16 protein-coding genes are annotated in these 18,639 nt (G+C 69.1%); 9 read left to right on the top strand and 7 right to left on the bottom strand.

The window, feature by feature from the left end; all coding sequences use genetic code 11:
* Positions 1-27 precede the first annotated feature (27 nt).
* Together trpA and trpB are read right to left on the bottom strand one after the other, a co-directional pair.
* A complete protein-coding gene (gene trpA, locus ACQP2P_RS42070) occupies positions 28-738 on the bottom strand; it encodes a tryptophan synthase subunit alpha (RefSeq protein ID WP_433610718.1) in 711 nt (236 codons plus the stop codon).
* Entirely contained in the window at positions 735-1,916 is a 1,182-nt protein-coding gene (trpB, locus tag ACQP2P_RS42065) for a tryptophan synthase subunit beta (protein WP_433610716.1), read from the bottom strand. The genes trpA and trpB overlap by 4 nt, the downstream gene beginning before the upstream one ends.
* Before the next feature lie 79 nt (positions 1,917-1,995).
* On the opposite strand from trpB, the gene ACQP2P_RS42060 reads away from it, so the two are divergent.
* The 9 genes from ACQP2P_RS42060 (at position 1,996) to ACQP2P_RS42020 (ending at position 9,246) form a co-directional block, all read left to right on the top strand.
* Positions 1,996-2,733, top strand: a complete 738-nt coding sequence (locus ACQP2P_RS42060; RefSeq protein ID WP_433610715.1) for a class I SAM-dependent methyltransferase — start codon at positions 1,996-1,998, stop codon at positions 2,731-2,733.
* Between the two features lie 66 nt (positions 2,734-2,799).
* A complete protein-coding gene (locus tag ACQP2P_RS42055) occupies positions 2,800-4,770 on the top strand; it encodes a thioredoxin domain-containing protein (protein ID WP_433610713.1) in 1,971 nt (656 codons plus the stop codon).
* Between the two features lie 125 nt (positions 4,771-4,895).
* On the top strand, positions 4,896-5,465 hold the full coding sequence (locus ACQP2P_RS42050) for a hypothetical protein (protein WP_433610711.1): 570 nt from the start codon (positions 4,896-4,898) through the stop codon (positions 5,463-5,465).
* A 206-nt stretch (positions 5,466-5,671) separates the two neighbouring features.
* On the top strand, positions 5,672-6,802 hold the full coding sequence (locus ACQP2P_RS42045; protein ID WP_433610709.1) for a 5-(carboxyamino)imidazole ribonucleotide synthase: 1,131 nt from the start codon (positions 5,672-5,674) through the stop codon (positions 6,800-6,802).
* Positions 6,803-6,831: 29 nt separating this feature from the next.
* Entirely contained in the window at positions 6,832-7,317 is a 486-nt protein-coding gene (gene purE / locus ACQP2P_RS42040) for a 5-(carboxyamino)imidazole ribonucleotide mutase (RefSeq protein WP_433090374.1), read from the top strand.
* Between the two features lie 56 nt (positions 7,318-7,373).
* On the top strand, positions 7,374-7,925 hold the full coding sequence (locus ACQP2P_RS42035; RefSeq protein WP_433610707.1) for an exonuclease domain-containing protein: 552 nt from the start codon (positions 7,374-7,376) through the stop codon (positions 7,923-7,925).
* A 38-nt stretch (positions 7,926-7,963) separates the two neighbouring features.
* A complete protein-coding gene (locus ACQP2P_RS42030; RefSeq protein WP_433610705.1) occupies positions 7,964-8,272 on the top strand; it encodes a hypothetical protein in 309 nt (102 codons plus the stop codon).
* A 104-nt stretch (positions 8,273-8,376) separates the two neighbouring features.
* Complete coding sequence (locus ACQP2P_RS42025) at positions 8,377-8,670, top strand: hypothetical protein (RefSeq protein WP_433610703.1); 294 nt, start codon at positions 8,377-8,379, stop codon at positions 8,668-8,670.
* A gap of 174 nt (positions 8,671-8,844) precedes the next feature.
* On the top strand, positions 8,845-9,246 hold the full coding sequence (locus ACQP2P_RS42020; RefSeq protein WP_433610701.1) for a PPOX class F420-dependent oxidoreductase: 402 nt from the start codon (positions 8,845-8,847) through the stop codon (positions 9,244-9,246).
* 366 nt (positions 9,247-9,612) lie between these two features.
* Here the strand turns inward: ACQP2P_RS42020 and ACQP2P_RS42015 are convergent, their stop codons facing one another.
* The 5 genes from ACQP2P_RS42015 to ACQP2P_RS41995 form a co-directional block, all read right to left on the bottom strand.
* Positions 9,613-9,870 (bottom strand): hypothetical protein, encoded by a 258-nt coding sequence (locus tag ACQP2P_RS42015; protein WP_433610699.1) that lies wholly within the window; start codon positions 9,868-9,870, stop codon positions 9,613-9,615.
* A 79-nt stretch (positions 9,871-9,949) separates the two neighbouring features.
* Positions 9,950-12,637, bottom strand: coding sequence for a pPIWI_RE module domain-containing protein (locus tag ACQP2P_RS42010; RefSeq protein ID WP_433610697.1), 2,688 nt, complete (start codon positions 12,635-12,637; stop codon positions 9,950-9,952).
* A gap of 1 nt (position 12,638) precedes the next feature.
* Positions 12,639-16,019 carry a hypothetical protein gene (locus ACQP2P_RS42005; protein WP_433610695.1) on the bottom strand — a complete coding sequence of 1,127 codons (3,381 nt, stop codon included), beginning with the start codon at positions 16,017-16,019 and terminating at the stop codon, positions 12,639-12,641.
* Positions 16,012-17,043 (bottom strand): hypothetical protein, encoded by a 1,032-nt coding sequence (locus tag ACQP2P_RS42000; protein WP_433610693.1) that lies wholly within the window; start codon positions 17,041-17,043, stop codon positions 16,012-16,014. The genes ACQP2P_RS42005 and ACQP2P_RS42000 overlap by 8 nt, the downstream gene beginning before the upstream one ends.
* Entirely contained in the window at positions 17,040-18,605 is a 1,566-nt protein-coding gene (locus ACQP2P_RS41995; RefSeq protein WP_433610691.1) for a PD-(D/E)XK nuclease family protein, read from the bottom strand. Before ACQP2P_RS41995 ends, ACQP2P_RS42000 begins: the two co-directional genes overlap by 4 nt.
* Positions 18,606-18,639: the final 34 nt, after the last annotated feature.

Below are 18,639 nucleotides of genomic sequence, written 5' to 3'. Positions count from 1 at the left end.
AGCGTGAAGCCTGATGCGAGCAGGCCGCTACGATATCGCCGCCCTCAAGGCGCGGACGTACTCGCCCGCCTCGGAGGCGCTCGCGCCGTCGAGGATTCGGCGCATCAGGGCCGCGCCCACCACCACGCCGTCCGCCAGGGACGCGGCCTGCGCCGCCTGGGCCGGTGTCGAGATGCCGAAGCCGAGCAGGACGGGCAGGGAGGTCTGCGGCTTCAGGCGGGCGGCCAGGTCGGCGGCCGACGAGGCCAGCGACGCCCGCTCGCCCGTCGTGCCCATGACCGTGACGCCGTAGACGAAGTGGCGGCTTCTCCGGCCGATCTCGGCCAGGCGGGCGTCGGGAGTCGCGGGGGACGCCAGCAGGACCAGGTCGATGTGGGCGGCCACCTCCTCGCACTCCTCCAGGGGCAGGTCCGGCACGATCAGGGCGGTGAAGCCCGCCGCCTTCAGGCGGGCGCAGAACGCCGCGGCGCCCGAGCGGATCACGAGGTTGGCGTAGGTGGAGGCGATCAGCGGTACCGAAACGGAAACCGCGGCAAGGTCGGACAGGATGCGATCCAGGGTCGCGCCGCGGGACAGCGCGGCCTCGGTGGCCTCCTGGATCGTCGGGCCGTCCAGGGTCGGATCCGAGAACGGCAGGCCCACCTCCAGGTAGTCGGCCCCGGCGTCCGCGAACGCCGTCAGATAGTCCGTCCACGACGACGTCACGCCGGCGGTGACGTACGGCATCAGCAGCTTCACAACGCCTCCCGCAGCGACGCGAGGTCCTTGTCGCCGCGGCCCGACACGGTGACGAGCACCGTCGAGCCCTCGGGCAGCTCGCCGCGCATGACCCAGGCCAGCGCGTGCGCGGACTCGAGGGCCGCGACGATGCCCTCGGTGCGGGCGAGCCGGCCGAACGCGGTCACGACCTCCTCGTCGGAGACGGTGACGTAGCGGGCCCGGCCGAGGTCGCGCAGGTGGACGTGCTCGGGGCCGATGCCGGGGTAGTCCAGGCCGGCCGCGATGGAGTGGGCTTCGGCCACCTGCCCGTCGTCGTCCTGCAGGAACAGGGAGCGCACGCCGTGCAGGACGCCGAGCCGCCCGCGGCTCGCACCGGCGCCGCCGTCGGCCTCGACGCCGATCAGGCGGGCCGGCGTGTCGACGAAGCCGGCGAAGGTGCCGGCCGCGTTCGAGCCGCCGCCCACGCAGGCCACCACGTAGTCGGGCACCGCCGAGCGCAGCTCGGTCGCGCACTGGCGCCGGGCCTCGTCGCCGATGACGCGCTGGAACTCGCGGACCATCCACGGGTACGGCGCCGGGCCCAGCACCGAGCCCATGCAGTAGTGCGCCGTCGCGACCTCGCCGACCCAGGCGCGCATCGCCTCGCTGGTCGCGTCCTTGAGCGTGCGGGCCCCGGTGTGCACCGGCACGACCTCGGCGCCGAGCATGCGCATCCGGAAGACGTTGAGCTCCTGGCGCTCGATGTCCTTCGCACCCATGTAGACGGTCGCGGCGAGGCCGAACAGCGCCGCCGCGGTCGCCGTGGCCACGCCGTGCTGGCCGGCGCCGGTCTCCGCGATGAGCTTCGTCCGCCCCATCCGCTTCGCCAGCAGCGCCTGCCCGAGCACATTGTTGATCTTGTGGGAGCCGGTGTGGGTCAGGTCCTCGCGCTTGAGCAGCACCGTCAGCCCGAGCTCGGCGGAGAGCCGCAGCGCGGGTGTGAGCGGGGTCGGGCGGCCCGCGTAGGTGGCCAGCAGGCGCTCGAGCTGCCCGCGGAACGCGGGGTCGGCCCACGCCTCCCGGAACGCGTCCTCGACCTCGCGGCAGGCGCCGATGAGCGACTCGGGCACGTACCGCCCGCCGTACTCCCCGAACCGCCCGCGCGCGCCCGGGTCGGTCATCGCGGAGTGGCGCGGCCGCATGAGCAGCTCGGTCATGGTGAGCCTCCACAGTTCTAGAACAGTTGACTGTTCTAGAACTGTGGCACGAGGGGTGCGAGATGTCCAGACTGTTTCCATGGCGCTCATCGACTACGACACCAGGGCCGCGGCCGCGTTCGCCGCCGGACGGCACCTCGACGACGACGCGTTGCGCGGGTGGCGCGAGCGCATCGCGCACTATGTGCGCCCCACCGCCGAGACGCGCCTGCTCGACCTCGGGGCCGGCACGGGGCAGTGGATGTCGGCGTTCCGGCGGTGGTACGGCCTGACCCCCGTCGGCATCGAGCCGTCCGCCGCGATGCGCGCGATGGCGCCGGAGCCGATCCTCGGTGGCGACGCCGAGCGCATCCCGCTCCCGGACGGCGACGTGGACGCGGTCTGGCTCTCCACCGTCGTGCACCACCTCCCCGACCTGCCCGCCGCGGCCGCCGAGATCCGCCGCGTCCTGCGCCCCGGCGGCCTGGTGCTGATCCGCTCGGCGTTCGCGGGCCGCCCCGACGGCATCTCGCTGTTCACGCACTTCCCGGAGGCCGCGACCGCGATGGCCACGCGGTTTCCGTCCGCATTGGACGTTGCCCGCGGATTCGGCACCGCCGGCTTCACCGCCCTGGCCCTCGAACCCGTTCCCCAGCTCACGGCGCCGACCCTGGGCCACATCGTGGACACCTTCGACCGGGCGGCCCACACCCCGCTCATGCTGATCGGCGACGACGAATACGCGCGCGGCCTGGCCCGGCTGCGGGCCGCCGATCCGACGCAGCCCGTCGTCGACGCCCTCGACCTGCTCGTGCTGCGGGCCCCGGACCGGCGCTAGCGGCCTGCGCCGAGCGGCCCGGCGGATCGGTACATGTCCGCGACCCGCCTGGGTAGCCTGACGCACATGGCCAACCGTCTCGCCGGGGCGACCTCGCCCTACCTGCAGCAGCACAAGGACAACCCGGTCGACTGGTGGCAGTGGTCGCCCGAGGCGTTCGCCGAGGCGCGCCGCCGCGACGTGCCCGTGCTCATCTCGGTCGGGTACGCGGCGTGCCACTGGTGTCACGTGATGGCCCACGAGTCCTTCGAGCACGAGGGCGTGGCCAAGCTCGTCAACGAGCTGACCGTGCCGATCAAGGTCGACCGCGAGGAGCGGCCCGACGTCGATGCCGTCTACATGACCGCCACCCAGGCGATGAGCGGCCAGGGCGGCTGGCCGATGACGGTGTTCGCCACGCCCGGCGGCGAGCCCTTCTACTGCGGGACCTACTTCCCGCGCGAGGCGTTCGCGAACCTCGTCCAGGCCGTCGCCGCCGCCTGGCGCGACCAGCGCGAGGGCGTGCTGCAGCAGGGCGCCGCGGTGGTCGAGGCGATCCGCAAGGTGGCGGAGCGTCCGCCGTCCAACCCCATGGACGATGCGGTACTGCGCGCCGCCGCGGCCTCGCTCATGAAGTCCTACGACGCCCAGCACGGCGGCTTCGGCGGCGCGCCCAAGTTCCCGCCGCACATGGCGCTGCTGTTCCTCCTGCGGCACTACCAGCGCACGCGGGACGACGCGATCCTCGACGCGGTCCGGCACACCTGCGAGCGGATGGCCCGCGGGGGCATGTACGACCAGCTCGCCGGGGGCTTCGCGCGGTACGCCGTCGACGGCACCTGGACCGTGCCGCACTTCGAGAAGATGCTCTACGACAACGCGATGCTGCTGCGGGTCTACACGCACCTCGACCGCATCGCCGGCAGCGCGACCGGCCGCCGGGTCGCCCACGAGCTCGTCGCGTTCCTCTCGCAGGAGCTGCACGACGGGCACGGCTTCATCTCCGCGCTGGACGCCGACGCCGACGGCGAGGAGGGCCTCACCTACGTCTGGACCCCGGCCCAGCTCGACGAGGTGCTCGGGGAGATCGACGGGGCGTGGGCGCGGTACCTGCTGCAGGTCACGCCGGAGGGCACCTTCGAGCACGGCTCGTCGGTGCTGCAGCTGCCCGAGGACCCGGGCAACGCCGAGCGCTGGCACGACATCCGCACCCGGCTGCTGGCGGCCCGCACGACCCGGCCCCAGCCCGCCCGCGACGGCAAGGTGGTCGCGGCCTGGAACGGCCTGGCGATCACGGGGCTGGTCGAGTTCGGCAAGGCGTACGGCGACCCGGACGCGATCGCGCTGGCCGTCGAGACCGCCGAGTTCCTGGCCGGCACGCATCTCGTCGGCGGCCGCCTGCGCCGGGTCTCCCGCGACGGCGTGGCGGGTGAGCCGGCGGGCGTGCTCGAGGACTACGGCGCGGTCGCCGAGGCGTTCTGCGCCGTGCACCAGGCGACGGGTGACGGCCGCTGGCTCGACCTGGCCCGGCAGCTGCTCGACGTGGCGCTCCAGCACTTCCGCGACCCGGACTCCGGGGGCTTCTTCGACACCGCCGACGACGCCGAGGCGCTCGTGGCCCGCCCGGCCGACATCACCGACAACGCCACGCCGGCCGGGCTGTCCGCGGTGTGCGCGGCCCTCGTGACGTTCTCGGCGCTGACGGCGGACACGACCTACCGCGAGGCGGCCGAGCGCGCCCTCGCGACGGTCTCCGTCGTGGCGGCCACGCACGGGCGGTTCACGGGCTACGCCTGCGCCGCGGGGGAGGCGCTGCACTCGGGGCCGTTCGAGATCGCGATCGCCACCGCCGACCCGTCGGACCCGCTGGTCGCGGCGGCGTGGTGGCACGCCCCGCCCGGCGCCGTGGTGGTCTCCGGCGCGCCCGATCAGCCCGGGGTGCCGCTGCTGTCGGACCGGCCCCTGCGCGACGGGCTGGCGACGGCGTACGTCTGCCGCGGGTTCGTGTGCGACGCACCGGTCACCGCGCTGGAGGATCTGGTCGCCAAGCTCGCCTGACGGGTCGCGAAATATCCGGTTCGTACCTCACCGGATATTTCGGACTTATCAGCATTTCACGGTCTTCCGCTGGCAGCGTAGTGCCCATGGTTGGCCAACTCCTGTAATGGTGTAATCGTGTAATCATGATGATGCGACGAGGAGACGCCCCCTGGGGGCGGGGCGGTGGGCCGCGCAGCGAGCCCCCGCCCGCCGACGACGCCACCGCCTGGATCGGCGGGGCGCTGCCGGAGAGCTGGTTCCAAGGTCCGGCCGAGGTGACCATCGACCGCGACGAGATCCTGATCGTGGGCCGGCTCGGCGCGCCTTCCCTGCCCGAGGACGCGAGCGACGCCGACCGGGCCGCCGCCGAGCAGGGCCGGATCGCGGGCTTCCGCGAGACGACCCGCGACCAGCGGATCGGCATCGCCCAGCAGCTCGAGCGCCGCTACCGCCGCAAGGTCTCCTGGGGCGTGCAGGTCGGCGAGGCCCGGGAGCTGTTCACGACGCACTCGGCGCCGGTGATGACCCGCCTGCGCCAGGCCGAGCGGCAGGTGCTCGACACGCTGGTCGACTCGGGCGTGGCGCGGTCGCGGTCCGAGGCGCTCGCGTGGTGCGTGGCGCTCGTCGGGCAGCACGCGGACGCGTGGCTGACCGAGCTTCGGCAGGCCATGGAGTCCGTGGACGAGCTGCGCAAGCGCGGTCCGGCGGTCTAGATCCACGGTTGCGTTCCCAGTTGCGCCGCGCGGTCTTCTCGGGCAAGTCGGACATGCCCGAATGCCGCGCGGTGCAATCCGGGACAATGTCACGAACGCGATATTTCTATCGTCAGGGTATAAATCCGATATGTCGCGGCGCGCCAGCGCCCGACATATCGTCCCTGCTCCGAGCCCGAAAATCGAAACGATAGGCTGGCCAGCCTATGGACACCCGAACCGGACTTCCCGTCGTCGGCATGGTGGGCGGCGGCCAGCTGGCCCGGATGACCCACCAGGCGGCGATCGCCCTCGGCCAGTCGCTGCGCGTGCTCTCCGTCTCGCCCGACGACGGCGCCGCACTCGTCGCCGCCGACGTGCGCATCGGCCGCCATGACGACATCGACGCGCTGCGCGAGTTCGCCAAGGGCTGCGACGTGGTCACCTTCGATCACGAGCACGTGCCCGGCGACCTGATCCGGCAGCTGGCGAGCGAGGGCTTCACCCTGCTGCCGGGCGCCGACGCGCTGCACTTCGCCCAGAACAAGCGGGCCATGCGCGAGCACCTCGGCGCGCTCGGGTTGCCGATGCCGCGCTGGACCGACGGCGACGTCCAGGCCTTCGGCGACGAGGTCGGCTGGCCGGTGATCGTGAAGACGGTGACCGGCGGCTACGACGGGCGCGGCGTGTTCGTCGCGCACTCGATGGCCGACGTGCCGCCCGGCGTCAAGGTGATCGCCGAGGAGCTGGTGCCGCTCAAGCGCGAGCTGGCCGCGGTTGTCGCGCGCTCGCCGCTCGGGCAGGTCGCGGCCTACCCGGTCGTGCAGACCGTCCAGGAGGGCGGGATCTGCGTGGAGGTGCTGGCGCCCGCCCCCGGCCTCGACGAGGACCTCGCGATCACCGCCCAGCGGCTCGCCATCGACATCGCGACCGGGCTCGGCGTGGTCGGCCTGCTGGCCGTCGAGCTGTTCGAGACGACCGACGGGCGCCTGCTCATCAACGAGCTCGCGATGCGCCCGCACAACTCCGCGCACTGGACCATCGAGGGCGCGCGCACCTCGCAGTTCGAGCAGCACCTGCGGGCCGTGCTCGACTACCCGATGGGCGACACGCGCCTCACCGCGCCGGCCGTGGTGATGGCCAACGTGCTCGGCGGCGAGCCGGGCGGGATGTCCATCGACGAGCGCCTGCACCACCTGTTCGCCGAGGAGCCCGGGGCCAAGGTCCACCTCTACGGCAAGCAGGTCCGCCCCGGCCGCAAGATCGGGCACGTGACGGTGCTCGGCGACGACCTGGAAGACTGCCGTCGGCGGGCTCGCAAGGCCGCCCGCATTCTCGAGGAGGGGTATCAGCATTGAGCGCGCCAGTGATCGAGGTCGGCGTCATCATGGGCAGCGACTCCGACTGGCCGGTCATGCGGCTCGCGGCCGAGGCCCTCGACGAGTTCGGCATCGGCTACGAGGTCCGCGTCGTCTCGGCGCACCGGACCCCGCACCTGATGCTCGACTACGCGGGGGAGGCCGTGGCCCGGGGCCTGAAGGTCATCATCGCGGGCGCGGGCGGGGCCGCTCACCTGCCGGGCATGGTCGCCTCGGCCACGCCGCTGCCGGTGATCGGCGTGCCGGTGCCGCTGAAGTATCTCGACGGCCTCGACTCCCTGATGTCGATCGTGCAGATGCCCGCCGGCATCCCGGTCGCCACCGTGTCCATCGGCGGCGCGCGCAACGCGGGTCTGCTCGCCGTGCGCATCCTCGCCGCCGCGAACCCGGAGCTGCTGGCCAAGGTCCGCGACTTCCAGGAGTCCCTGCGGGCCCTGGTCGCGGAGAAGGACGCCGCGCTGTCGGCGTCCCTGATCGAGCCCGCCGCCGAGTAGAGCCACCGCAAAATCCGCAGGCGCGGCCGGGGTGGTCGCGCCTACCCTCGGCGGTCATGGGACGGCTGCTCAATGTGATCGACGTCGAGGCGACGTGCTGGGCCGGGCCGCCGCCCGCCGGACAGGTCAACGAGATCATCGAGGTCGGGGTCTGCGTCGTGGACCTCGACGCGGGGGAGCGCGTCGGCCGGGACCGGATCATGGTGCGGCCCGCCCGATCGGCCGTCAGCGCGTTCTGCACCGAGCTGACCGGCATCACCCCCGACGAGGCCGCGGCCGGGCTCTCGTTCGCCGAGGCGTGCGAGCGCCTGCGCACCGTGCACCGCAGCGACTCGCGGCCCTGGACGAGCTGGGGCGACTACGACCGCAAGCAGTTCGAGCGGCAATGTCAGGGGCGGCAGCGGTACCCCTTCGGCTGCGACCACACCAACGCGAAGGTCGCCTTCGCCGACGCCCACGGCATGCGCAGGCAGGGCATGGCCGGCGCACTGCGGACGGCGGGCCTGCCCCTTGAGGGGCGGCACCACAACGGCGCGGACGACGCCTGGAACATCGCCGCGCTCGTGCTGCACCTGGTCGAGCGTGGCCAATGGGCCCGCATCGCCTGATCGGCGCAACTCTTTGTCTGTTTCTTCCGTTATCGGAGGTGTTGGTTCGGGCGGACGAGGGCGGGTACGGCATGACGGCGCACCAGGGCGGCAGGCTCCATCGGTGGACGGCGCGCGCCCTGGTCGGCGGCGCCGCCGTGGCCTCGGCGCTCGCGTTCGGCTCCGCGTCCGCCGCGCCCCCGCGGACCGTTCCCGGCGCCGAGCCGGCCCGCGTGGTGAGCGGTGTCGTCGTCGCCGGGGTGGCCTCGGTGACCCTGCTGCTGCTCCTCGCGGGCACGATCCTCGTCGTGGCGCCGCACTTGATTCGTCTCGTGCGAATCATCAACGCCCGCCGTCAGGTGCGCTGATCTGCGGCGGAAAAGGTCGGGCTTTTCGAACGTCGATCGGTGACCCCACGCAGCCGTGGCGTAGCGGTAGAGTGACCGCGTCGCGTTGACGGTGAGGGGGATCGATGTCCGATTACTCGGCGGTCGGCGGGGTCGGGTCGTTCGAGTGGAGCCGGCGGGACAGCGCGCGCTACGACGCCGCGCTCGAAGCCGTCGAGGAGGCGATCGCCTGCTACGCGCGCCTGCGCAACCGGGCCGTCGCGAGCGGCAACGACGCCGAGGCCGAGCGGCTGCTGGCCGACCAGGCGGCCTGCGTCACCGAGCAGCGGCTCCTGCGGCCCGACGACACCGCGGCCGTGGCCCGGATCCTCGCCGAATACCCGGCGCTCATCGCCTGGCTCCGCGACCGCATCGGCTAGGCCCGATCTGCCGGTCATGTCGAGTCGTGTGTGGGTGCCGCGCGATGGCCTGGCTACGGCAGGGTGACCCCGCCTTCGCGGGGCACACGGAACCCGGGCCCGTCGCCGGCCGGCGCGATCGGCAGGACATGAACTGCAGCCCGCGCCCGGCCACGGGATCGTACGGTGGGAGACGTGACACTTCCTGAGTCTCTGCAGCGGCTGCTCGCCCAGCCCAACCCGGCCGTCATCGCGACCGTGCGCCAGGACGGGCAGCCCGTCTCCGTGGCCACCTGGTACCTCTTCGAGGACGGCCACATCGTCGTGAACATGGACGCCGGGCGCAAGCGCCTCGCCTATCTGCGCCAGGAGCCCCGCGTCAGCCTGACGGTGCTCGACAAGGAGAACTGGTACACCCACGTCTCCGTCACCGGCATCGTCACCGAGATCAAGGACGACCCGGACTTCGTGGACATCGACCGCATCGCCAGGCACTACACCGGCAAGCCCTACACGAACCGGGAGCGGCCGCGGACCACGGCGATCATCGACATCACCTCGTGGCACGCCTGGCCGCCGGACGCCGTCGACGAGTAAGGCCGGCTTCAGGGCGACCGCCTCTGATCACCCACGGTGAGCCCGGGTTCACCTCGGGCTGACCGAAATCACCCAGGTGAACGCGGCCGACGAGCACGGCGGCGCGATCCGCATCACGGTCGATGCGCGGCCGTCCGGCCCGGTTGTAACGCCAGTGTTAATTCCAGACTTGACACAAGACGTCAATAGATAGATGGTCGTCGTAGCAGTACCGCAGAGGCCGGTTCCGGTCGCGCCGCCGAGCGCCGGGGCCGGCCTCTCGCGATCGGTCAGGCCTGCAGCAGCTGGCGGGCCATGACGATGCGCTGGACCTGGTTCGTGCCCTCGTAGATCTGGGTGATCTTTGGTTCCGTGGGCACTGAGCTGCTAAAACTCGCTATCTAGGTGGCGGGCCAGGATTCTGCCAGAGTTCATGATTCGCTCCATTCGGACAATAACGGTTACCTTCGATGCGTTGTCGTCCAATCTCTCTGCGTGATTGGCCGGTTGGAACTCAATGTGATGCCGTTGTTCGGCGTCGACCTCCGCCTGCATGATTCCGATCGGCTCGGTACAGAACGCGCTCGCGGTCGACCGGGCCGACGGCATCATGATTCGGTCGATGACGTCGAGCAGCTGGTCCATGGCCGCACGGGCACGATCGATCTCTTCCTGCCGCCCCCGGCATCCACTGCGCAGTGCAGCCCTAAGCGACGCGGCTGTTTCATGATTCGTCCTCGCCGACGACCGGTAGCACGTAGTCCTCGGCAAGCTTCGCCAGATGCATCGGCAGCGGCCGTGCAAGCGGGATGTAGTCATCATGGAAGCGCAACTGATGCGCCAGTGCGGCCCAGTTGGATGGTTTGTCTGGCTCAACGTCGTCCCGCCCGGCATCTGCCAATGCCTTTTCCGACAGGCACCCAAGGACAACAAGCTCAAGATATTGCGGATTCGACGCCGGCCAGGACGGCGCCGTCGGCCAGGCCGGGTGCGGGCCGAGCTTCATCGCACCCTTCGGCTTCTTGTTGGTGTGGGACTTGTCGGTGACGCTGACGAAGACCCGGTTGTCGAGTGGAGCTCCGTCCTCCGACCACAGACCCGCGGCCAGCCCGGCCGCTTCGTCTCCGCCGCTCGGCGCGTACCACTGCGGCACCTCGCCCCGGCCGCCGGAATCCCGCATCAGCACGAGGCGCAGGTCGGGGCCGTATACCGCAAGGCGCTGCGCCTCGTCGCCGCCGAATCCGAGCCGGTCGGCCTGCAGCGAGCCGTTGCGCAGCCACTGCCACGAACTGCGCAGGTTGGCGGCGTTGCCGAGCAACAGTGTCGGGCGGTCCCGGACGCCGAAGAGGACGGTGCGAATGCGTCTCTCAAGGTCGTCGCGCTGTTCTTGCGCCGGACGAACCCGGGGCGCACGTTGATCGTCTTCATTCGCCTCGACCACCTTGACACTCCGCGCCAGACCGACCAGCAGCTGCGGGTACGGGACCCAGTCCTGGAGTGCGTGATCCCAGCCTCGCACTGGGTGGACGTCGTCGCCGGGTCGTACCCGCACGGCAATGAGTTGCGCGGCTGCCGCACGCGTGAGGCCGCCGCTGCGGCGACGCACGATCCAGAGCGCGAGGTACTGCAGGTCCTTCGGCACGTATGAGTTGACCCGCCGTTCCGGAATGGTGATCGCGCCGACCTGGCGCAGGCCGTCCAAGATCGTCCAGCGGGCCTTCTCTTCAAGTTCCTTGTCGGCCGGATCGGGCGCGACAAGGAACTTGCTGACTCGGCCGGTATCCGCGAGCCCGAGCCGAAGTGCAAACTTTGGATCGGCATCGGACCCGTACCATGTCCGGCCGTTGATCTCGGCGAAAGCCAGACCGATGCCGTCGTGAACGGCCGCGAGTCGCGTGCTAACGGCAACGCGGCGGGCCTGAACCGCCTCGCCGAGCGCGGCCGCTGCGGTCAGGCCAGGCCGCTTGGGCGGCTCCAGCGCGCCGCCAAGAGGACCGATCTCCGCTGTGCGGATACGGAGATGCAAGCCGCCGAACTGCCATTCCTGGTTATGCTGGTGGTGCTCGATTGGCGCAGGAAAGCCCAAGGCCTGGGCGAGCGCGGTCATCAGCCGACGGCGGGTTTCAGGCAGTTGCCAGAGGATGTCGATGTTGAGCGGGTCACCGTTGAGACCTGCAATCAACGCCGTGCGCCGCGCGGCCGCCGCAGCTCGCTCGGCGGCCACTCGGACCTCGGGTTCCGCGGTCTTGGACGCTTTGCTCATCAGCGCTGGCTTGTTGCTTTCGCCGGCACGCCGCAGGTTGGGGGCCCTACGCAGCATCGGCCGGAAACCCTCTTCGATCCAGGCATCCAACATGGCCCGCTCGCCCGAGAAAATTCCGGCCTCGACCTCGTGCGGACCGTTCCCGTTTCGGTGGACGACACCCGCGGCGATCGAGCTGTGACGTCCCTCCAGCCAAGCCCTGGGTTCGCGGAGGATTTCTTGCGGATCGGGGAACACCCGCATGATGTCCAGCTCGGGCAACAGGTCGGCAGGGCTCCGCTGAAGCCATCCGACCTTGCGAAGGTCACGGCGGTAGCCGACCTGGTGTTCGATGAGCCGCCCGGCCCTTTCGCCGTTTGCGTCGAGCCACGGCATCGGCACGTCAAGCGCTACGCGAGCGTGCCGCCCCCCGAACGTGTCGACGACCGAGTTCGTCGTCCATCGCCGAATTCCGGTCTCCACGTGAATCCGGTAGCCCGGCCGAAACGGCACGGTCTGCATCGTGATGACGATGGACGCGGAGTAGAACCAGTCGCGGCCCTTGGACCAGAACCGGTGCGGCGGCCAGGACACGAGCCGTGCACCCTGTTCCCGGTCCACCATCCGGAACTGGATGTCGCGGTCAAGGCCGGCTGAGCGGTACGTCCGGTCGGCGATCCTCGCCGCGAGGATCTCTGGCACGAGCGAGTAGAGGCGGCGTTCGGGATCAGCGGTAGGCCCGCTCGACGGCGCCGCAGCGCTGAAGTCGACCGGCTTGACGTCCCACCTAGGGACCTGATCGAACATCGAGCCGAGCACCTCGATCGCACGCTCTTCGTCATCATGCCCGGAGAGGATCCACGCGCTGACGACCGGCGCGATGACCGCCTCAGGAACCGGTGAACGCGCGTAGATCCATGGCGCCTCGACATCGGTTCCGGCCCGCCGCCCGGTGGCGACCACCCCGGGGGCCAAGGCCCGCAGCGCCGAGTTGAGTTGCTTGACCGGTGGGGTGAACGGGTGTTCCCGATGCGGGTTTCGCTGGCGATCGAGGTTCAGTAGCTTCGTCCGCCATGCCTCGGAGAAGGCAATGACGTGAAAGTTCTCCGTCCAGACGCCGAAGTCGGGATCGAGCTCGTACGCCGTCGGCCGAATCAGATTGTTGACCACTTCAGTTCCTTTCCACCGTCCGCTCGACACAGCCGGAGAGCGCGAGCCAGAGCGGCCTGTAGAGGGCGTCGACGATGAAGCGCTCGTCCATCGGTTTGTCGGATGTATCCGTGAAATACGGCTGCAGGACGTGCAGCATGCTGTGCAGCAGGCTCGTCTCGTTGGTGTCGCGACCGGCCGGCAATTCGGCGAGCTGGGGCGCGAAAGCAGCGTCGACGAACACGACTTTTGCGGCGACGTTTCCCCGCACCAGCCGACCTATGACCTGCCAGATAAGGACCAACATGTCCCAGGTGATGCTGTCGCGATCGTCACCGAGCCGACTCCAAGCAAGCGATCGCGCGAGCACGCTATACCACTTCGAGCGGGACAGACGACGCACCTCCCGTGCCGCCTCACCGAACCCGGGCTTGCTCCGAACCCAGCCGTCGAACTCGCCCGAATCGATGGCCCGGACGATCCAGTCGTTGATGGCGTGTACGGCGAGGATGATGTCGTCGGGCCTGGGATTCGGCCGGACGAGAAAGTAGGCGGTACCGATGGCCGCCTGGTTGTCGAGATTCAGAATGTTGTGTCCACGCTCGACCGCGAGCAGCGGTGCGACCAGCACAGACGCTGGTGTTTCGGCCAGGTTGTCGACGTCACCCCGCCGCAGGATGCCCGCATGCCGGTCGCCGTCCTCGAAACCGATCTCGACCGTGTCGTCATAGTCCGGCACGAGCCGCATGACACGGTGCTGCTGCCAACGGATGTTTGCCTGGTGCAGTTCGTCGGCGACAACGGTCGTCTCCGCGTAGCTGCCGACCAGCAGCAGGATTCGTTGTCGCTCCTCAGGGAGAGTGGCAAGTTCGCGTTCGAGGATGCTCGGCTCTCCGTTCACGGACTCACCGAGCCGCCGGGCGATGCGCCGGAGCATTTCTTCACGCCGACCTTCTGGCTGGCCAGAGATGCGCAGGGCTTCACCACGGTCTCTGACAAACTCGATGCGCATCTCGGAGGCGTCGATACCGGGGCGTTGTCCGGCCGATGCGTCGGCTTCCGGCGAGGCCTCGGGATCCGGCCGAGGTTTCAGGATCACGCCGACCGGAACCGGGATGTGGTAACGGCTGGATTTGCCGGCCCAGCTGCTACCTGACATAAGCAGGACATTCGTTGGGGGATGGCTGTCGACCTCGGCGATGCGCGGAATCGCGCGCAGCAGCTCGCGCCCGACACCGATGCATCGAAAGAAGCGCAGTTCGCCGCTCTGGACGCGTCCGCTGTTGGGGCCATTCGGCACGAACTGGAACCCGACGACGTTGCCCATCGGGGATTCGGGCACGATCGGCCGATAGTCGTCGGGGCCTCGATACATCTGGTTGAAGTCCAGGTTCAGGGCGGCCTGGACTCGCGGCCACATGGCGTTGACGAGGGACAGTTTGCGCTCCAGGACGGCCAGGAGCAGCGTGAACTCGAACTTGCGACACGTCTCGTCGAGCCAGTCGGCGGGGGATTGAGTCTTCTTACGCGGACGACGTGCGTCGAACTCCTGCCGCTTCCTCTCGAGTACGGGTTTGAGGTTGAAGAGGTCGATCATGATTGTGCGGAGTCGTGCGCGCGTCTGGCGCGGCCGCCCGGTGTGCAGAAGCTCGGCCGTCAGTTGGGAGAGGGATGAGCCCGAGTCGAGCGGGTTCGCCCGGAAGGCGTCCAGCCGCAGCGTGAGCTCGCGCTGCAGGTGAGCCCGGTCGTCGTCCGAGTTGCCGTAACGGCCCTCGATCAGGCGCAGCTGAAGGGTCCAGGAGTTGAAGTATCCGATTTGCACCCACCGGCGCAGTTCGGGTTGACCGACCAGCATCGTGTACAGCCGGTCGGTCGCCGTGCCGACCACGTTCACGGCGGCAGTCCAGTTGGCAACGTCGCGGTCGGAGAGTTGCCGGCGTCCAGCAGCAGCGAGAACACGAATGCGGTGCGTATTGAGATCATCGAGCAGGGATTGATTGCCGACGGAGCCGACAAGCGAGACAGCCGGGGCGAACATCTGGTCCAGCTGCATCTGTACTCGGTCGGCCTCGTCGACGATCACCAGGTCGCTTCGGCGGCAAGCCAGCTCGAGGTAGCGAGCTCGCTCGGCGTTCTGCGGTCTCGGCACAGCAGCTTGGACCAACCCTGCGGGCGTCGTGACCCAGATGTACGCGTCGACGAGAGCGCGTTCGCCTTGGTGTCGCGGGCACTCCGACCAGTACGGGCAGGCGGACCTGCCGATTGCCCATTGTGCCGAGCCGGCCCGACGGCCATTTGCTGCGGCCGCGTGCAGCGCGCTGCAGGGCGCTTCGCCGTAGGCCAGCGGTTCCCGGTCGTCGGGTAGCAACGTGTTGATCACACACGAAGTCGACAGATACCGGAAGCCAGGGTCGTTGTGCGCCAAGAGATTCCGTTCTCCTCGGCTCGCCTTGCGACGATGGAGCCGTTCGGCATGCTTCTCGCGTCCGAACGCTCCGATTACGGGGGCGGCCGCGTCTGCGCCGAGGTCTGGAGCCAGGTGCAGGTTGTAGAGCTCCACCAGTTTCAGCACCTCCGCGACGTCGCCGACGATCACGGTGACCCGCATCCGGTGCCGAGCGAGATGAATCGCGATGATGTCGCGGATGGTGCTCTTGCCGGCACCGACGATGCCGAGAAGATGCTGGACACGCTCGATGGAGAATGTGCTGTCGGCATGGTAGGTACGGTCGCTCCTGGTCAGGAACTCAGTTCGCCGGAGCCGTCCGACCCAGTCTTCGGATCTCCGTTCATCCATCTCCCGCGCTGTCGCCTCGAGATCGTCCCGGCTGAAGGTCAGACCTGCACCCCTTTGTGCTGGAGCAAGATTGAGGTCATGCGGATGCTGCGGTCTGGCAGACCGTTCGGGCAGGATGACGGTGAGATCCGCCTGGCCGACCTGAAACCGGTGGGGTCCGGGCTCGGCCGGCGGCGTCGGACGCATGGTGAACGGTGGTGCCTCGCGGATCAGGACTTCGTAGTGCGTCAGCCGGTTCGCAGCGATGGCCGGAGACTGAGGAACCGCGGGTGCTTGATGGTCCGATACATCGAAGAGACGCAGCCGAGGGTCGAAGTCCTGGTAGAGATCCAGCATTTCCTCCCAGGCCGCCCATCGGTTGTACGGCCACAGGGCGTATCGCGCGGTGCGGAGCGTCCGTTCGTCTGACACGCCCCAGGCACGGGCGAACGGGTAGCCGCTGAACAGCGGCCATGCGTCGGCGACTGCCGCGTCGGGCATCAGTCTTTGCTGGGTTAGTAGGCCGATCTCGATTTCGCACAGTCGCTGCAGCTCCGACCGGGACTCTGGGAACCGGTCGGACATTGCATCGATCACTGGCTTGAGTACCGTTTCGACGTCACGCACGGTCAAGCTCCGTTTCAGTTCCACCGACCAGGGCGACCAGTTCGTCGTCCGAGACGAGAGCAACGTCGGCGTCGGCGCTCGCCGCGTTCGTGAACCGCTGCCGGTAGTGGGGCACCCGATCGAAGAGCTGTTGCGGTACCACTACGAGCGAGTCGGGCCACCGCGCAGCATCGACTGCCAGAAGCGCGGGTTCGATGCGATCGGCGACGTGGACGACGCGCTTGCCGAGTACCGGGCGCTCGAGCAGGTATGCTCCCTCAACCGCATCAGTCAACGTGATGTCAGTGCCGATCGCTCTGAGGTGTTCAACCAGACGGAGCTCGATGCGGCCAGGGAGGGTCACGAACAGCCGGAGCCTCTCGTCGAGCAACTGAATGCCGTTGGTGGCTGGATACCGGAGAGGTTCTTCGACACGATCGCATAGCCCGGCCTCGCACCAGACAACCTTCAGCCGGTCCATTTTGCTCGGAAGACCGCAGACCGGACAGGCAGCGATCTGACGCTCCTTAAGATGCGCGGGCGGAACGAACTGGTATAGGTGCCTGACGCGCTGCCAGGTCGCGATGCCGCCCGAAATCTGATGTGTGAGGCCGTTGACCACGACCGGGTGCGCGACGAGGAACGCTCTGGCTCGGCGGCCCGAGTTTGGTGCGTCGGCCGCCTCGATGAGCTGCCGGATCAGGTCGCGGGCTGCGTCCGCAGCCGTTCCGGCAAGCTCGAAGCATGTCCGGCTCGGTGTTCGCGAGAACGGGTCGACAAGCACCGAGTCGGGCCGGACAAGATCGGGCTGTACCGGGAACGGCCAATCGCCCGGACCTCGTTGCGTGCACCAGTTGATCAGCTCGGGCACTCCGCTCGGCGGACGTTGACCGAGGTCGAGGCACAGTCGCACGATACGGTCCATGATCCGCTGGACGTGCGCCGGGTACGGCAGCGAGATCACCCCAGAACGGCCCACGTTGTGAAGTTCGATCACCGCCTGAGCGAGTGCCTGTAGCAGGTGCGTGCCCTCGTCCTCGTTCATCCGGCAGTCTCGAACCGGACGGAACACCAGCGCGAGACCTCGCAGCGGTGACACTCGCGGCCGGGCATGGCCAAGAAGCGATCGTCGTCGTGCCAGGCCTGAGCGTGCTGCAACAGGACGCGTTCAGCCCGTTCGCGGATACCGGCCGTAAACGGGTCGAACATCCTCAGGTCGGCGCCGTCCGGCCGGAGCACCTCAAGCTCGACTCGGCCGCGGCCCGGGCCGAGTGCGCCGCGAGCAACCAACACAATCCCGAGCGCCAGCTGGGGGTAGTCCATCAGCACGTCGTTCGACCAGAAGCGACTGTTGGCAGAGGTTTTAACCTCGCGCCATACCCAGGCACCGTGCTCCTTGTACAGCAGGTCGGGTTTGGCCAACACAACCACGTCGGCGTCGGTGTCGTCGTAGACGAGATCGGGTTCGGTCTGTACATCTGTTGCGTGGCGCAAGGGGCAGACCTCCATGTGATGCCGCAGCAGCGTCGCGCCAAGGACGCGGTCCGCTTCCGACAGGTCAAATGGTGTGGGAACCCAGGCTGATGGGATGTCCCCGCTGCAGGTCCGGGCCGCTGTTGAGCGATGTTGCTGTTCGAGAAACGCGTGAACGGCCCGCCCGCGCTCCGCGGCGGAGTTCCGCTCGATCGAGGACTCGACAGGTAGCCGCTGCTGTTTCAGGTAATCCCGGGCCGGGCACGCCCGGTACGCCCGGGCGCTGGTGGCCGACCAACTGCGGCGGGGGCGCGCTTGGTTGCCGATGCCGAGCAGTCCGGGCGTCCTCGGAAGGGCAGGGCAGACGGTGGTGTATGGGCAGTCCGTACACGTTGCGCCAGGCCGGTATTCGTTGCTGTCGACGATCGCGCCTAGGGCCGTCCGGCCGTGCAGGCGGTACGCCTCGGCGGCGGCAGCGACGGTGTCATCGAAGAGCGTGTCGATCGTGCCTTCGAGAATCGCGAACTGGACGACTCGCACGCGTTCAGGGCGAGTCCCGGGTTGGCCGTGGGCGACGACAAAGGCCGCTACGGCAACTTCGGCGTCCGCTCTGACCCGCGCATCGCGTCGGTTGGTGATCAGTCGTAGTTCTCGGGTTGTGCCGTCGCTTGAGACGTAGCAGCGTCCCCACACGTTGATCTCGTAGCGCTCGGCGCCTCGATCATCTGGCGCGCTCAGCCTGGTGCTGTACGTCCATCTGTTTCGCATCGGGTGCATGTCGTGAGCACCCTCAGCTGCGAACGCGGCTCTGTAGCCGTGCACCGCATGAGCCGTCCACTGCATGATCCCGTCATGGATCGGCCGGCCTGGCCTGCGGTTGATCGCGTCGAGCGCCTGATCGGCCGTGCGAGTGTGGTCCTCGATCAGGTCCATGGCCGCCATGAAGGGCCCGGCCGTGAACGACTCCAGAAGTTCCCGCTTTCGGCGCGGCCGTTCGGGGGAGCGCAGATTCGGGCGGGCGGCCATGGCGTCACGAGCCGGGCAGCGGTATTGCCGGGGGCCTAGAATCCCGAGCGACACCCGAATGAGGGCCGAGTCGCCGACCAGCCCTTCGGGTGGCAGCCACGGTGCCATACTGCTTCCTCGCTTTCGTGTCGGTCTGGAGAGC

This window comes from Dactylosporangium sp. CA-139114, from assembly GCF_050955725.1.
In the GTDB taxonomy this organism is placed as follows: Bacteria; Actinomycetota; Actinomycetes; order Mycobacteriales; family Micromonosporaceae; genus Dactylosporangium.
Note: the sequence above shows the minus strand (reverse complement) of the source record. Positions and strands in the feature narration are given on the sequence as shown.

Coding starts and splice junctions, on each gene's coding strand:
- trpB (WP_433610716.1), bottom strand. CDS start 1,916: ATGACCGAGCTGCTCATGCGGCCGCGCCACTCCGCGATGACCGACCCG.
- ACQP2P_RS42060 (WP_433610715.1), top strand. CDS start 1,996: ATGGCGCTCATCGACTACGACACCAGGGCCGCGGCCGCGTTCGCCGCC.
- ACQP2P_RS42055 (WP_433610713.1), top strand. CDS start 2,800: ATGGCCAACCGTCTCGCCGGGGCGACCTCGCCCTACCTGCAGCAGCAC.
- ACQP2P_RS42050 (WP_433610711.1), top strand. CDS start 4,896: ATGATGATGCGACGAGGAGACGCCCCCTGGGGGCGGGGCGGTGGGCCG.
- ACQP2P_RS42045 (WP_433610709.1), top strand. CDS start 5,672: ATGGACACCCGAACCGGACTTCCCGTCGTCGGCATGGTGGGCGGCGGC.
- purE (WP_433090374.1), top strand. CDS start 6,832: ATGGGCAGCGACTCCGACTGGCCGGTCATGCGGCTCGCGGCCGAGGCC.
- ACQP2P_RS42035 (WP_433610707.1), top strand. CDS start 7,374: ATGGGACGGCTGCTCAATGTGATCGACGTCGAGGCGACGTGCTGGGCC.
- ACQP2P_RS42025 (WP_433610703.1), top strand. CDS start 8,377: ATGTCCGATTACTCGGCGGTCGGCGGGGTCGGGTCGTTCGAGTGGAGC.
- ACQP2P_RS42015 (WP_433610699.1), bottom strand. CDS start 9,870: ATGGACCAGCTGCTCGACGTCATCGACCGAATCATGATGCCGTCGGCC.
- ACQP2P_RS42000 (WP_433610693.1), bottom strand. CDS start 17,043: ATGAACGAGGACGAGGGCACGCACCTGCTACAGGCACTCGCTCAGGCG.
- ACQP2P_RS41995 (WP_433610691.1), bottom strand. CDS start 18,605: ATGGCACCGTGGCTGCCACCCGAAGGGCTGGTCGGCGACTCGGCCCTC.